The following is a 14,205-nucleotide window of genomic DNA, read 5'->3' as shown; positions in this document are numbered from 1 at the left end:
ATTGATAAGGGCTTTTTTTATTTAAAGAGATGAGTCTATCACATTGAAGAGATAGTTTCCTTAATAATACGGACACAATCCATTAATTGCTCCTCGTTAATTACTAAAGGAGGTGCAAATCGAATAATATTACCATGAGTTGGTTTCGCTAATAAGCCATTATCTTTTAGTTTTACACAAATGTCCCAGGCAAGATCACTATCCTCGGTTTCATCTATAACAATTGCATTTAGAAGTCCTTTCCCACGCACCAAAGTGACAAGTTCATTTTCAGCTATAAAATCATTCAATTCACTTCTGAATAATTCACCTAATCTAAACGCATTTTCGGCAAGGTTTTCATCTCTCACAACTTCTAATGCCTCCATAGCAACTGCTGCAGCGATAGGATTTCCTCCAAATGTTGAACCGTGAACTCCGGGCTTGATTACTTCCATGATATGGTCATCTGCAAGCACTGCAGATACTGGATAAGCTCCTCCACTTAGGGCTTTTCCTAAAATCAGCATATCAGGTTTTACATCTGGAGTTCCAGAGCAATTCTTATCTGCGCAATCACAATTGCCGCATGTAGCTAACAACCTTCCGGTTCTTGCAATACCAGTTTGCACTTCATCCGCAATAAAAAGAACGTTGTTATCCTTACAAATTTTATGAGCTTTTTCTAAATAACCTTCGTCAGGAACAAATACACCGGCCTCACCTTGAATGGGCTCAACAAGAAAACCAGCAATATGATCATTTTCTTTAATGGCCTTTTCTAAGGCATCAACGTCGTTGTAAGGTATTTTAATAAAACCAGGTGTATATGGGCCAAAGTTTTTTCTTGCTGTTTCATCATTTGAAAAAGAGATAATAGTAGTGGTTCGACCATGAAAATTATTTTCACAAACAATTATTGTTGCTTTTTCCTCAGGAATACCACATTTTTCATAGGCGTATTTACGACATAATTTAATGGCCGTTTCTACTGCCTCTGCACCTGTATTCATAGGCAAGACTTTATCAAATCCGAAATACTCACTCATGTATTTTTCATAAATCCCTAGTTGGTCATTATAAAAAGCCCTGGAAGTTAAGGTTAATTTTGCCGCTTGTTCTTGTAAACGATTTACAATTCTTGGATGGCAATGCCCTTGGTTTACCGCTGAATAGGCTGAGAGAAAGTCGTAATATTTTTTTCCTTCAACATCCCAAACATATACGCCTTCCCCTTTTTGTAAAACTACTGGAAGTGGATGGTAATTGTGGGCTCCGTACTTGTCTTCTAAAGCTATCGCAGCTTTTGAAGATTGATTATCTGTTATTAACATAAAAATTAGAATTGAACACCTTATTAAGAAGATCTAAATAAGGTTGAATTATACATGTACAATTCCTTCTTCAGGAGAGAAATCATCCTAGACCTGACAAAAATAATTAAAATTTTGAAGAATCAGCGATTTTAAAATCTTACAATCAACAAAACCACGCTTTATTTTAAAGATTATATTTAAAAGGTTATTTTTAACAGAAATTACTGAATGAACTATTTGGCGCATATATATTTATCGAGGGATCATGAATTGATTACGATTGGCAATTTTATGGCTGACCATATAAAGGGTAATAAATATAAAACGTATCCAACTGACTTACAAAAAGGAATATTATTACACAGGCAAATAGATTCATATACGGATGCACATGAAATTGTCAGAAAAAGTAAAAGAAGACTGGATGATAGTTATGGTCTTTATCGAGGTGTTATTATTGATATTTTTTACGATCATTTCTTAGCTAAGAATTGGAAAGATTATTCTGAGCTCCCTTTGGATACGTATACACAAAATTTTTATACGAATCTTACGCGGAATTTTGAAGTATTGCCTGATAAGATACAATACATGTCTAAATACCTTATAAGAGATAACTGGTTATTGAGTTATGCAAAGCTTGAAGGAATTCAAAAAGTACTGGAGGGAATGAATCGGCGCACCTTGGATCGGGTTCACATGGATTTGGCTATAAAGGATTTGGAAGATCATTATATAGATTTTGAAAATGATTTTCGGGAGTTTTTTGACGAATTAGTGCTTTTTACCGATAATAAACTAGTGGAAATTGATAAAAAATATGAATAGAAATACAAAACGAAGCCTGCTATTAGTAACAGCCTTGAGCTGTTTTTTAATGCTTTTTACGCAATGTAAAGATGTTAAAATAGAGGATGCTGTGAAGCGCGGAAAACTTGCAGATAGCGCTATGGTAGTGAGTGCTCGCCAAGAAGCATCGGCCATTGGTGCATCTATTCTTAAAAAGGGCGGTAATGCCTTTGATGCGATGATCGCGACAGACCTTTCTTTGACAGTTTCTTATCCTGTTGCCGGAAATATTGGTGGTGGCGGATTTATGGTTTTTAGAGATCATAAGGGTAAGACAGGTTCTTTAGATTTTCGTGAGAAAGCTCCCTTGAAGGCTCACAGGGATATGTATTTAGATGAAAACGGAGAGATAATTCCGAATAAAAGCAGGTTTGGTGCATTGGCAATAGGTGTTCCAGGAACGGTTGCTGGACTATTTAAAGTACATGAAAAGTATGGCTCATTGCCATTCGCTGATTTGATCAACCCTGCTATTGAGCTTGCAAAAAACGGCTTTGTATTGACATCAGGTCAGGCTAGAAGGTTGAATTATTATAGAGATGATTTTAGAAAGGCAAATGGGGATAAAATATACTTAGATAAAGAATGGTTTGAAGGAGATACCTTGAAAAATCCTAATTTGGCCAGTACCTTTGAAAGAATAAGAGATAATGGTCGCGATGAGTTTTATTCGGGCACTACTGCCAATATGATTGTCAATCACATTAACAAATTAGGGGGAATCATAAGCTTGCAAGACCTTAATAAATACAGTGCTGTATGGAGAAATCCAATAGAATTCAACTATAAATCGTATACGATGATTTCCATGCCACCGCCTTCAAGCGGAGGAATTTGTTTGGAACAATTGTTTAAAAGTATTGAGCCATTTGAAATCAAAGGCTTAGGCCATAATTCAGAAAAATATGTGCAATTGCTAACAGAGACAGAAAGAAGGGTTTATGCTGACAGGGCTTTCTTCCTTGGAGATCCTGATTTTGTTACAATTCCTTTAGATACCTTAAGGTCTAAAACCTATAATGAACGCAGGATGAGTAGTTTCTCATGGGATAATGCAACGCCTTCCTCAGAAGTTTCACATGGAGACATAGAAATCATAGAAAGTGATCAAACCACACATTATTCTATTGTTGATTCTTATGGAAACGCTGTAGCCGTAACCACGACATTAAATGGGGCTTACGGATCTAAAGTATATGTTGAAGAAGGTGGTTTTTTTCTGAACAATGAGATGGATGATTTAAGTGCTAAGGCTGGTATTCCTAACATGTTTGGGCTTATCGGAGCAGAAGCTAATGCAATTGAACCTGAAAAAAGAATGCTGAGTTCAATGACACCAACAATAGTTGAAAAAGACGGTGAATTATTAATGGTGGTAGGTTCCCCTGGAGGATCAACCATCATTACAACTGTATTTCAAACGATTTTAAACGTGATTGAATTTGATATGGGAATGAGTGAAGCAGTTTCTTCTAGTAGATTTCATCATCAATGGTTGCCTGATGAGATTGTATTTGAAAGAACTTTTGATACTTTAGCATTTCAAAACCTTCGGGCTAAAGGTTATAACCCAAGGTCAGGAGAATCTCTTATAATTGGCAAGGTTGATGCTATTTTAGTTTTGTCTGATGGCAAGTTAGAAGGAGGAGCTGATCAAAGAGGGGATGATGCCGCTGAAGGTTTCTAATTTAGTATTTATGAAAAGAATTCATCTTATTGAATTTGAAGATCAGTCTTGGTTTCCTGGTTTTTTGAGAAATTACATGACTGATTTTTTGCAATTTCTAACCAACAAATCGAAATTATTCAAGCCATCAATTGGCATTTTAGATGAAATGCTCCGAGCTGGTAAAGAAAACAATATTGTAGATCTTGGTTCTGGAGGCGGTGGTGGCCTTCTCTATATAGGTGAGGAATTGGTTAAAAGACATCCTGATTTGAAGATTTTGATGACTGATTTATATCCAAATATCTCAGCTTTTGAATATACCAAGACACAAAACGATATTTTTTCATACAAATCAGTGTCAATTGATGCCCGGAATGTACCAGCTGAATTGAAAGGACTTAGGACTCAATTTCTTTCACTGCATCATTTTAAGCCTGAAGAGGCCAAAGCAATTTTGCAAAATGCAATTGACAGTGAAAGCAATATTGCAATTTTTGAAGGGCAGGAGAGGAGTGTAGCGAGTATATTGGCTATGGTCTTTTCGCCGATAAGTGTTTTGTTGGTTACACCTTTTATCAGACCTTTTAAACTTGGCAGAATCTTTTTTACATATTTGATTCCTTTAGTTCCTATTTTTGTTTTATGGGATGGCATTGTATCTTCCTTGCGGACCTACTCTGTCGATGAAATGAAAGAATTGGTAGCTGATTTAATTCAACAAGATCGCTATGAATGGAACATAGGAAGGATGAAATCAGGTCCAGGAGTCAATTTGTATTTGACGGGGAGATTAAAATAAATTAAATTTGACGAATGAAAGAATTAAAAGGAAAGCATACCCAATGCATTCATGAGGGACAACTCGAGGATACACAATTTGGTGGGGCTATATCACCGATCTATATGGCCACTTCTTATCCTTTTTTGGAGGTAGAAGAAAAACGATATCCAAGATATTTTAATACACCAAATCAAGAAGTTGTAGCGAGTAAAGTTGCGGCGCTTGAAAATGCAGAAAGTGCGTTACCGTTTTCAAGTGGTATGGCTGCTATCACCACGAGTTTGTTTGCTTTTTTAGAGAGCGGAGACCATGTGGTTTTTCAAAATGAAATCTATGGAGGAAGTCACCACATGATTGTTGAAGAATTCTCAAAATATGGGATAGAATATTCCTTTACAAAAGGATTGTCTGTAAATGATTTTGAAAAGGAAATTAAAAAGAATACCAAGGTGATTTATATTGAGACACCATCTAATCCGTTACTGAATATTACTGACATTAAAGCCATCGCAACTATTGCAAAGAAGCATGGTATAGTCAGTATGATCGATAATACTTTTGCATCTCCATTGAATCAAACTCCTCTTGATTTTGGAATAGACCTGTCTATTCACAGTGCCACTAAATATTTAAGCGGGCATAGTGATATCAGCGCTGGAATTGTGGCGGGTAATAAAGAAGTGGTTGATAAAGTGATGCATACGGGTAGAAGTTTTGGGGGTAATTTGAGTGATTTTATGTGTTTTCTTTTGGAAAGAAGTATCAAGACTTTGGGTGTAAGAATTGAAAAACACAACGAAAATGCCCAATTTATAGCAGAAAAATTAGCAACAAATAGCTTGATCAAGAAAGTATATTACCCAGGGCTTACGTCACATAAGAATCATCAACTGGCAAAAGAACAAATGCATGGTTTTGGAGGTATGTTGTCATTCGATCTCAATGATAGTCTTGAAGCTAAAACGTTTCAGAAAAAATTAAAGATGATCAGGCCATCTATGAGTTTGGCAGGAGTTGAATCAACAATAATTCAACCAAGTTTAACTTCACACGCCTTATTGTCTGCTGAAGAAAGACTAGTACAAGGTATTTCTGATAATTTATTGAGATTGTCTGTGGGTTTAGAGAATAAGGAAGATATCCTTGAGGATATTTTACAAGCATTAAATAATTGAATATGATAAAGTTAGATATATTAGCTATTGGAGCACATCCTGACGATGTCGAATTGGGTTGTTCAGCAACTATTGCAAAGGAAATCTCAAGAGGCAAAAAAGTAGGAGTTTTAGATTTGACAAGAGGGGAGTTGGGTACCAGAGGTTCTGCTGAAATTAGAGATAAAGAAGCGGCATCTGCCGCTCAAATATTGGGTTTGACAATTAGAGAAAATCTGGGCTTTAAGGATGGGTTCTTTATAAATGATGAAATTCACCAGAAAGCTGTGATTGAAATAATACGTAAGTACCAACCGGAGGTTGTGCTTTGTAATGCGATCCAAGACAGACATATAGATCATGGTAAAGGAAGTAGATTAGTGTCAGATGCTTGTTTTTTGTCAGGCTTAAGAAAAATTGAAACCAGTTCTGATCAAAAGACACAGGAAGCATGGAGACCAAAACAGGTTTATCATTATATACAATGGGAAAACCTGAAACCTGATTTTGTGGTAGATGTTACAGGTTTTATGGACATTAAAATAAAAGCAGTTAAAGCTTATTCTTCACAGTTTTATGATCCAGATTCCAAGGAGCCAGTTTCACCAATTTCCAGTAAGAATTTTCTTGATAGTATTGGTTATCGCGCTAGTGATTTAGGAAGAATTATTGGGAAAGAAAGTGCTGAAGGCTTTACAGTAGAAAGATTTGTGGCAGTTGATCATCTGGATAAACTTATCTGAAATTGATGAAAAGTATGACTAAATCATGTTTTTTCAATTTAATCTTAAGATGCAATTTGTAGAAATAATACAGCCGTTTTTTCATCATTATAAAATCAATAATAAAAATTTATTTTTTGTTTGAAGAAGTGGCGAAATAGATTATATTTGCACCCGAATTTGTGTGAAGCAAATTCAATTTATCACGGTGGTTGTAGCTCAGTTGGTTAGAGCATCGGTTTGTGGTACCGAGGGTCGCCGGTTCGAGCCCGGTCTTCCACCCAGAGTGAAAAACGTTCAATTTGATTGGACGTTTTTTTTTGATTTAAACTTAATGGTTTGTTAATCTTTTGAATAAGGAATCATTATTCCAATTTTTTGAATATTTTTGCCGTCTTAATTAAGGAAAAATGAAGAAGTTATATAATTTTATTTTTGTGAGTTTGATAGGATTTTCTGTGCTTGCTCAATCTGGTAATGCGGAAACGATAAAGATTGAAAAGGAAATCATAAGTAATGCGAAAGCTATGGGAGATGCATCTGTTGCAACCTATAGTATGTATAAATTAATTGCTCTTGAAGGAGCCAATAGTACTTATAAAGATAGTTTAGCATTCATTTATTTTTCATCCAGAAAATATGGATCATGTTTTTTAATGGCTAATGAGGTGCTAAAAAGAGATCCAAAAAATGAACCGATTCTTGAAATAAAAGCAATATCATTAGAATCGTTAGGAGCAATTGATAAAAGTTTGGAAACATATGCTGAGTTATTTGAGCTGTCAGAAAATAATTACCATGGTTATACTACAGCGAAACTTCAACTGGCAATGAAACAATATCCTGAAGCCTACACTACAATCAAAAAAGTTGAAGGACTAAATGATTCCGGAAACTATAAAGTGACTTTTAATATCAATCAGAATCATACGCAACAAGTAGAATTACTTGCAGCTATTCCATATTTAAAAGGTTTGATTGAACAAGGACTTGAGAAGCCTACAGATGCCAAATTGAGTTATAACAAAGCCTTAAAAATCCAACCAGATTTTGTCTTAGCTAAGGAGAAACTTGATTTGTTAAATTAAAGGTTCAATTTTGATTTTAAATAACTTGCAGTATATGACTGTTTGTTTTTAATTAGTTCCTCAGGTACACCTTGAGCAATTAGGTTTCCTCCGTTTTTACCACCTTCAAGTCCTAGATCGATAATATAGTCAGCACATTTGATCAAGTCAAGATTATGTTCTATAACGATAATTGAATGGCCTTTGTCTATTAATGCATTAAAAGATTTTAGCAATTTTTTGATATCGTGAAAGTGTAGTCCCGTAGAAGGTTCATCAAAAATGAATAAGGTCTTTTCTTTACTGCTGCCTTTAACTAAAAATGAAGCAAGCTTAATTCTTTGTGCTTCACCACCTGACAGGGTAGAGGAGGCCTGTCCTAATTGCACATAGCCTAAACCGACATCCTGCAGTGGCATTAGTTTGTTCACTATTTTATTTTGTTCATGTTCGGAAAAGAATAGTATGGCTTCGTCAACTGTTGTTTGCAAAATGTCATTAATATTCTTCCCTTCATACATGATCTCAAGGACTTCTTTTTTAAAGCGCTTCCCTTTACAGGTTTCACATTCCAAATGCACATCTGCCATAAATTGCATTTCAATGGTCACCTCGCCCTCTCCTTTGCACGTATCACATCTTCCTCCATCAACATTAAAAGAAAAGAATTTCGCTTTATAGCCCCTTGCTTTTGCCAGTTTTTGATCTGTAAACAAGCCTCTTATATCGTCATAAGCTTTAATGTAAGTTACTGGATTAGAGCGGCTAGATCTCCCAATCGGGTTTTGGTTGATAAATTCAATATTTTGCAACGAGTCTATGTCTCCCTTTACTTCAGAGTATTGCCCGGGTTTCTCACCATATTTATGAATAATTTTCTGGAGGGCCGGATATAAAATGTTTCTGATCAAGGTGCTTTTACCACTTCCAGATACTCCAGTGATCATGGTTAGCGAATTCAGCGGTATGGATACATCGATGTTTTTCAGATTGTTAGCTCTTGCACCAATGATCTGAATAGACTTTTTTGACACCCTTCTCTTCGATGGAATCTCTATACTTAGCTTACCGTTCAAATAATTCGCAGTAAGTGTGTCGGCTTTTATAATTTGCTTAAACGTTCCTTCGGCAACTAACTCTCCACCAAAGCTACCCGCTTCAGGACCAATGTCAATAATGTGATCAGCCACTTTCATAATATCTTCATCATGCTCTACAACGATCACCGTGTTGCCAAGGTCCCTTAATTTGAATAATACATTTATCAATTTTTCAGTATCCCTCGAATGCAAGCCAATACTTGGTTCGTCGAGAATATACATTGAACCTACAAGACTGCTTCCCAATGAAGTGGCAAGGTTTATTCTTTGACTTTCTCCACCAGAAAGTGTATTGGAGTTTCTGTTCAAAGTCAGGTAATTAAGGCCAACTTCATTTAGGAAATCCAGGCGATTCCTGATTTCTATTAATAATCGTTTTGCTATTGATTTTTCTGACTCATTAAGTTGCAGTGATGCAAAAAATTCAATTACTTCATCAATTGGCAGGTCAACAAGTTGCGTCAAATCTTTACCATGTACTTTTACATAGTTAGCCTCGGTTCTAAGTCTTTTCCCTTCACAACTAGAACATTTAGTCTTTCCTCTGTATCTTGAAAGCATTACCCTATACTGAATTTTATAGCTTTTTTCTTCCAGGTGTTTAAAAAAGTTGTTTAGCCCACTAAAGTATTTATTGCCATTCCAAAGGAGTTCATGCTGTGCCTCCGTATATTCAAATACAGGTTTGTGTATTGGAAAATCGAATTTGTATGCATTCAATACAAGATCATCTTTCCAGGCTTGAAATGATTCACTTTTCCATGGCAGAATGGCATCATCATATATAGAAAGAGATGTATTTGGAATTACCAGATCCTTATCTATACCTATTATATTCCCATAGCCTTCGCATTTCTTACAGGCCCCATAAGGATTATTAAAACTGAAAAAATGAACATTCGGTTCAAGGAAAGTCATACCATCCCTTTCAAACTTGTTACTAAAAGGAGTTCTTTTCTTACTTTGAACACTTTCAATCAGGCATTCGCCTTTACCTTCATAAAAAGCCGTCTGAATAGAATCAGCTACACGATTAAAAAAATCTTCATCGTCTTGCACCACAATTCTGTCTACGATTAGCCAGATATCTTGCTTAGGAGCTGATTTGAAATCGTCAATACGGATCATTTGATCATTTACCATCAATCTTGAAAACCCTTGTTGTCTCAATATATTAATTATGGTGTCAATGTCTTTATCCTTATCTATATGTATGGGTGATAAAAGTAAAAGTTTGCTTCCTATTTCTAAATTCTTGATATAATTCAATACGTCTCTTACTGAATCTTTCTTAACTTCTTCTCCAGATATGGGTGAATAGGTTTTACCAATCCTGGCATATAAAAGCTTCAAATAGTCATAAATCTCTGTTGATGTCCCTACAGTTGACCTAGGATTGGTACTATTTACTTTCTGCTCTATGGCAATGGCAGGGGAGATACCTTTAATGGAAGTAACCTTTGGTTTATTCAATTTACCGAGAAATTGTCTTGCATATGAGGATAAACTTTCCACATATCTGCGTTGACCTTCGGCATATAAGGTATCAAAAGCAAGGCTAGATTTACCTGATCCTGACAATCCTGTGAGCACAACCAGCTTATTTCGAGGAATTTTTACATCTAAATTCTTTAAGTTATGTAAAGAGGCTCCTGTGATGGTGATAAAATCTTTAAAATCGTTATTTTTCAAGGGGTTGCGAGTGTTTTTAATTGAATGGATTACAAATATACTGAGGTTTTTTTGTTAAAAAAAACAGGTTAAATGTTAAAATAAATAAAATATTTTGCAAAAAAATTTGTTTATAAGAAATAAATGTGTTTATATTTGTCCAGAGACTTTTGAAAACTTAGACTAGTCTCCCCTAACGATTTATTAATTTAAAATTTTTGCATATAGTATAGTTCTACTTTTCATAACAATAATAATACGAAGCTGAATAGTATAAAGGCTTCACTTAAAAAAGGGGAATTATGCACAATCAAAAATTAGACGATAGCGTCTTAGTTAGTAACTACATTGCTGGGAATGAAAGATGTTTAGAAATCTTAATCCTACGCCACAAACAAAGAATTTTCAGTTTTATTTATTCTAAAGTACAAGATAGAGATGTCGCTGACGATATTTTTCAGGATACTTTTATTAAAGTGATCAACACTTTAAAAATGGGTAAATACAATGAAGAAGGTAAATTTTTACCTTGGACGATGAGAATCGCTCACAACCTTATCATTGATTTCTTCAGAAAAGGAAACAGAATGCCTACTTTTCAAAACACAGATGAATTTGATATTTTTTCAGTATTGAGTGACAACTCATTAAGTGCTGAAGGAAAATTAATCAAGGATCAGATTCATGAAGATGTCAAGAAACTAGTTGAGGAACTACCAGAAGACCAAAGAGAAGTGCTTATGATGAGAATTTTCAAAGACATGAGCTTTAAGGAAATTTCTGAGCAAACCAACGTAAGTATTAATACAGCTTTAGGTAGAATGAGGTATGCCTTGATCAACTTACGGAAAATGATCGACAACAATAATATTATTTTAACAAACTAATTTAAAGTTTTTTGTTCTTTGTGCAATAATATTTATTTTTGTTCGTTATCTTATTAATCCCTAAAAAATTATAAGATTTATGGCAAAACTTTACACTGAAAGATTTTTCAAAGAAAAACTTGACCCAAGTACAGAATCGATTTCATTTTTACTAAATTATTCGAAATCAATTAAGTCAGTCAAGACGGAAAAAGAAAGCTTAATGTTTCATTTGAATTAATCGGAAAAAGCTCTTAATATGATATTAAGAGCTTTTTTTATTTTAAATGTTTCCTTCCAATTGTATTCGTGATAAGGTCCTTATCCTTATCCCAGCCTCTAGCAGGCGAATATTCACGCCCATAGTATATTATTTGTAAATGTAATTTGTTCCAAAGTTCTTCTGGAAACAATCTTCTTGCATCCTTTTCGGTTTGAACCACATTCTTTCCGGTACTTAAATTCCAACGATACATCAATCTGTGAATATGCGTATCCACAGGAAAGCTTGGAACGCCAAAGGCCTGACTCATTACAACAGAAGCTGTTTTGTGGCCAACAGCCGGTAATTCTTCTAAAAGTTCAATTTGATCGGGTACTTCACCAGCATATTTGTCGATCAATATATGTGATAGTCCATAAATTCCTTTAGACTTCATTGGTGATAGTCCTACGGGTTTAATGATGTCTCTAATTTCCTCTACGCTAAGTTTTACCATGTCGAATGGATTATCAGCTCGTTCGAATAGGAGTGGGGTGATTATATTGACTCTAGCATCTGTACTTTGAGCTGATAACAATACGGCAATGAGCAAAGTATATGGGTCTTTATGTTTTAAAGGAATAGGTGGTTGGGGATAAAGTGATTCAAGTGTATCAATAACAAATTGCACCTTTTCTTTTTTAGTCATTTTTCAGTATTTTTGGTAAAAATACAAATAATGACAACATTAAAGATAGGGGACAAGGCACCTCAGTTCAAAGCCACTGATCAATACGGTAAAACCATTGAGTTAAATGATTTTAAAGGAAAAAAAGTTGTACTGTTTTTTTATCCGAAAGCAAGTACTCCTGGATGTACTGTTGAAGCTTGTAATTTGAGAGATAACTATCAAAGCTTTCAAAGTAAGGGCTATGAAATTTTAGGGGTAAGTGCCGATTCTGAAAAAAGGCAATTAAATTTTAGCAATAAGCAAGAGCTGCCATATAGTTTGTTAGCGGATGAAGATAAGTCGGTTATCATGGCTTATGGCGTGTGGGGACCTAAAAAGTTTATGGGAAAGGAATATGATGGTATTCACAGAACTACTTTTGTAATTGACGGAGATGGTATCATAGAAGATATTATTACGAAAGTCAAAACAAAGGAACATACGTCACAAATATTGTAGACCTGAGTTCGATTTAAAATTTTAATTCGAACTCAGGTTATAAACATAAAAAAAGGGCGGTTATAACCGCCCTTTTTTTAATTAGTTTTACTTTTTTTTTCGTGTTTCCTTCGACTATAACCAAATAATCTTTTATCCTTTATTATTTTTCCAACTCCTTCTGGCAACATTTCTTCCCATCCGCTTTTACCATCAACAATCATTTTAAATGCTTTACGAGAAAATATTTCCAGTAATTCAGGGTCGAATTTTGTAATATCTGCGATCCTTCCATTGAATTTGAAATATTTGTATAATTCCTTCATTCTAGGATGTACCTTCAGGTTCTTACTTGTAATGATTTCTCCAGATTCGAGGTCTTTTAATGGATATAGGTATATCTTGAGATCCTTGTAAAATAATTTTCCGAAGGCTTCAAGAACACCACCACTTAAGTCTCTGTAGTATTTTTCATCAAATATCTGAATCAGATTGTAAACACCCATAGCCAAGCCCATTCTTGCTTTGGTGAATTCTGAGAAGTAATCCACTAGTTTGTAATATTCCTGGAAATTCGTGATCATTACGGTTTGACCCAGGGAGCACAATAATTCGGCCCTATCCAAAAAGTCTCTTTCGTTGATTTTTCCTTCTGATCTTAAATTGGCAAGCGTGATTTCAAATATTACATGGGTATTCTTTTCATTCACCCTTTTGTCAGAGAAAAACATTTTTTTCGATTCCTCATAAATTTCCATGTTGACCCTGGTTACCGGTCTGTAACTGCCTCTTAAAGCCAAGATATTTTTCTTATAAAGTTGTTGAGCAGGTAATAGGTTATTTCCATCGGGGCCGAACATCACAGCATTGGTCATGCCATTTTTAAGTAAATGCAAACTCATCAATCGATTGTCAACATACATAAATCTTGGTCCTGAAAAGTCAACCATATCGATTTCAATGGTATCACTATCAATATTATCGTAAAAAGACTTTAAAAGATCTTTTGGACTATCGTTGAGATAAAAAGCGCCATAAATTAGGTTAGCCCCTAATGTACCAAGTGTTTCCTGTTGTAATTTCGAATCTGATTGCTTAAAACGAACATGGAGCACTATTTCATTATAATCCTCTAAGGCATCCATTTGAAAACGTATTCCAACCCAACCATGTCCTTTGAAATTTTTAGCAAAATCAATGGTTGTAACCGTATTGGCGTAGGAGAAAAATATTTTGTTGGGATGTTTGTCCCGGTTTAATCGATCCTCAATCAACTCAACCTCATGATGCAGCATTTTTCTCAGACGTGATTCGGTAACATACCTACGATCTGTTTCAATGCCGTAAATGGCATCAGAAAAATCTTTATCATAGGCAGACATTGCCTTTGCAATTGTACCTGAAGCGCCACCGGCTCTGAAAAAATGCCTTACAGTTTCCTGGCCTGCACCAATCTCTGCGAAGGTCCCATAAATATGCTCATTCAAGTTAACACGAAGTGACTTTTGTTTAACCGAAAGAACATGTTCAAGTTCTTTATCACCTTTGATAAATCTCATCCCTACTTATTTTTTGAACAAATATACTCAAGATTTAATGAGTAAAAAGATTTTGCTCCAAAAATTATAGGGAGTTGACCATGTTGTATTTTACCTCAAAAG

Annotated in this window: 12 protein-coding genes and 1 tRNA gene; 9 read left to right on the top strand and 4 right to left on the bottom strand. The window is 35.0% G+C overall.

Annotation, left to right across the window (positions count from 1 at the left end):
• Positions 1–38: 38 nt before the first annotated feature.
• Positions 39–1,313, bottom strand: coding sequence for an ornithine--oxo-acid transaminase (rocD, locus tag QWY87_RS16095; RefSeq protein ID WP_290293152.1), 1,275 nt, complete (start codon positions 1,311–1,313; stop codon positions 39–41).
• A 210-nt stretch (positions 1,314–1,523) separates the two neighbouring features.
• Between rocD and QWY87_RS16090 the strand changes: the two genes are divergently transcribed.
• From QWY87_RS16090 to QWY87_RS16060, 7 genes are all read left to right on the top strand, one after another.
• Positions 1,524–2,123, top strand: a complete 600-nt coding sequence (locus QWY87_RS16090) for an acyl carrier protein phosphodiesterase (protein ID WP_290293149.1) — start codon at positions 1,524–1,526, stop codon at positions 2,121–2,123.
• A complete protein-coding gene (gene ggt / locus QWY87_RS16085; RefSeq protein WP_290293147.1) occupies positions 2,116–3,831 on the top strand; it encodes a gamma-glutamyltransferase in 1,716 nt (571 codons plus the stop codon). The genes QWY87_RS16090 and ggt overlap by 8 nt, the downstream gene beginning before the upstream one ends.
• 10 nt (positions 3,832–3,841) lie before the next feature.
• Positions 3,842–4,612, top strand: coding sequence for a hypothetical protein (locus QWY87_RS16080; RefSeq protein ID WP_290293145.1), 771 nt, complete (start codon positions 3,842–3,844; stop codon positions 4,610–4,612).
• A gap of 14 nt (positions 4,613–4,626) precedes the next feature.
• A complete protein-coding gene (locus QWY87_RS16075) occupies positions 4,627–5,769 on the top strand; it encodes a trans-sulfuration enzyme family protein (RefSeq protein ID WP_290293142.1) in 1,143 nt (380 codons plus the stop codon).
• Positions 5,770–5,774: 5 nt separating this feature from the next.
• Positions 5,775–6,491, top strand: coding sequence for a bacillithiol biosynthesis deacetylase BshB1 (gene bshB1, locus QWY87_RS16070; RefSeq protein WP_290293732.1), 717 nt, complete (start codon positions 5,775–5,777; stop codon positions 6,489–6,491).
• Between the two features lie 186 nt (positions 6,492–6,677).
• Positions 6,678–6,753, top strand: a tRNA-His gene (locus tag QWY87_RS16065).
• Between the two features lie 127 nt (positions 6,754–6,880).
• Positions 6,881–7,558 carry a tetratricopeptide repeat protein gene (locus tag QWY87_RS16060; RefSeq protein ID WP_290293141.1) on the top strand — a complete coding sequence of 226 codons (678 nt, stop codon included), beginning with the start codon at positions 6,881–6,883 and terminating at the stop codon, positions 7,556–7,558.
• On the opposite strand, the gene uvrA is transcribed toward QWY87_RS16060, so the two are convergent.
• A complete protein-coding gene (uvrA, locus tag QWY87_RS16055; protein WP_290293139.1) occupies positions 7,555–10,329 on the bottom strand; it encodes an excinuclease ABC subunit UvrA in 2,775 nt (924 codons plus the stop codon). The genes QWY87_RS16060 and uvrA overlap by 4 nt on opposite strands.
• A 281-nt stretch (positions 10,330–10,610) precedes the next feature.
• Between uvrA and QWY87_RS16050 the strand changes: the two genes are divergently transcribed.
• Entirely contained in the window at positions 10,611–11,195 is a 585-nt protein-coding gene (locus QWY87_RS16050; protein ID WP_290293137.1) for an RNA polymerase sigma factor, read from the top strand.
• Positions 11,196–11,452: 257 nt separating this feature from the next.
• Here the strand turns inward: QWY87_RS16050 and QWY87_RS16045 are convergent, their stop codons facing one another.
• A complete protein-coding gene (locus QWY87_RS16045; protein WP_290293136.1) occupies positions 11,453–12,085 on the bottom strand; it encodes an endonuclease III domain-containing protein in 633 nt (210 codons plus the stop codon).
• A 30-nt stretch (positions 12,086–12,115) separates the two neighbouring features.
• Between QWY87_RS16045 and bcp the strand changes: the two genes are divergently transcribed.
• The gene (gene bcp, locus QWY87_RS16040) at positions 12,116–12,565 is read left to right on the top strand and encodes a thioredoxin-dependent thiol peroxidase (RefSeq protein ID WP_290293134.1); all 450 of its coding nucleotides are present in this window, start codon (positions 12,116–12,118) and stop codon (positions 12,563–12,565) included.
• 77 nt (positions 12,566–12,642) lie between these two features.
• Here bcp and QWY87_RS16035 read toward each other — a convergent pair whose 3' ends face one another.
• Entirely contained in the window at positions 12,643–14,103 is a 1,461-nt protein-coding gene (locus tag QWY87_RS16035) for a TonB-dependent receptor (RefSeq protein WP_290293133.1), read from the bottom strand.
• Between the last annotated feature and the right edge of the window lie 102 nt (positions 14,104–14,205).

It is taken from the genome of Lutimonas halocynthiae, assembly GCF_030409835.1.
Lineage (GTDB): Bacteria > Bacteroidota > Bacteroidia > Flavobacteriales > Flavobacteriaceae > Lutimonas > Lutimonas halocynthiae.
This window is presented reverse-complemented; position numbering and strand designations above follow the sequence as displayed.

What these genes read in the sequence shown, in the direction of transcription:
- bcp (WP_290293134.1), top strand. Translation starts at nt 12,116, where the DNA reads ATGACAACATTAAAGATAGGGGACAAGGCACCTCAGTTCAAAGCCACT.
- QWY87_RS16035 (WP_290293133.1), bottom strand. Translation starts at nt 14,103, where the DNA reads ATGAGATTTATCAAAGGTGATAAAGAACTTGAACATGTTCTTTCGGTT.
- ggt (WP_290293147.1), top strand. Translation starts at nt 2,116, where the DNA reads ATGAATAGAAATACAAAACGAAGCCTGCTATTAGTAACAGCCTTGAGC.
- QWY87_RS16075 (WP_290293142.1), top strand. Translation starts at nt 4,627, where the DNA reads ATGAAAGAATTAAAAGGAAAGCATACCCAATGCATTCATGAGGGACAA.
- QWY87_RS16060 (WP_290293141.1), top strand. Translation starts at nt 6,881, where the DNA reads ATGAAGAAGTTATATAATTTTATTTTTGTGAGTTTGATAGGATTTTCT.
- QWY87_RS16045 (WP_290293136.1), bottom strand. Translation starts at nt 12,085, where the DNA reads ATGACTAAAAAAGAAAAGGTGCAATTTGTTATTGATACACTTGAATCA.
- QWY87_RS16080 (WP_290293145.1), top strand. Translation starts at nt 3,842, where the DNA reads ATGAAAAGAATTCATCTTATTGAATTTGAAGATCAGTCTTGGTTTCCT.
- QWY87_RS16090 (WP_290293149.1), top strand. Translation starts at nt 1,524, where the DNA reads ATGAACTATTTGGCGCATATATATTTATCGAGGGATCATGAATTGATT.
- rocD (WP_290293152.1), bottom strand. Translation starts at nt 1,313, where the DNA reads ATGTTAATAACAGATAATCAATCTTCAAAAGCTGCGATAGCTTTAGAA.
- QWY87_RS16050 (WP_290293137.1), top strand. Translation starts at nt 10,611, where the DNA reads ATGCACAATCAAAAATTAGACGATAGCGTCTTAGTTAGTAACTACATT.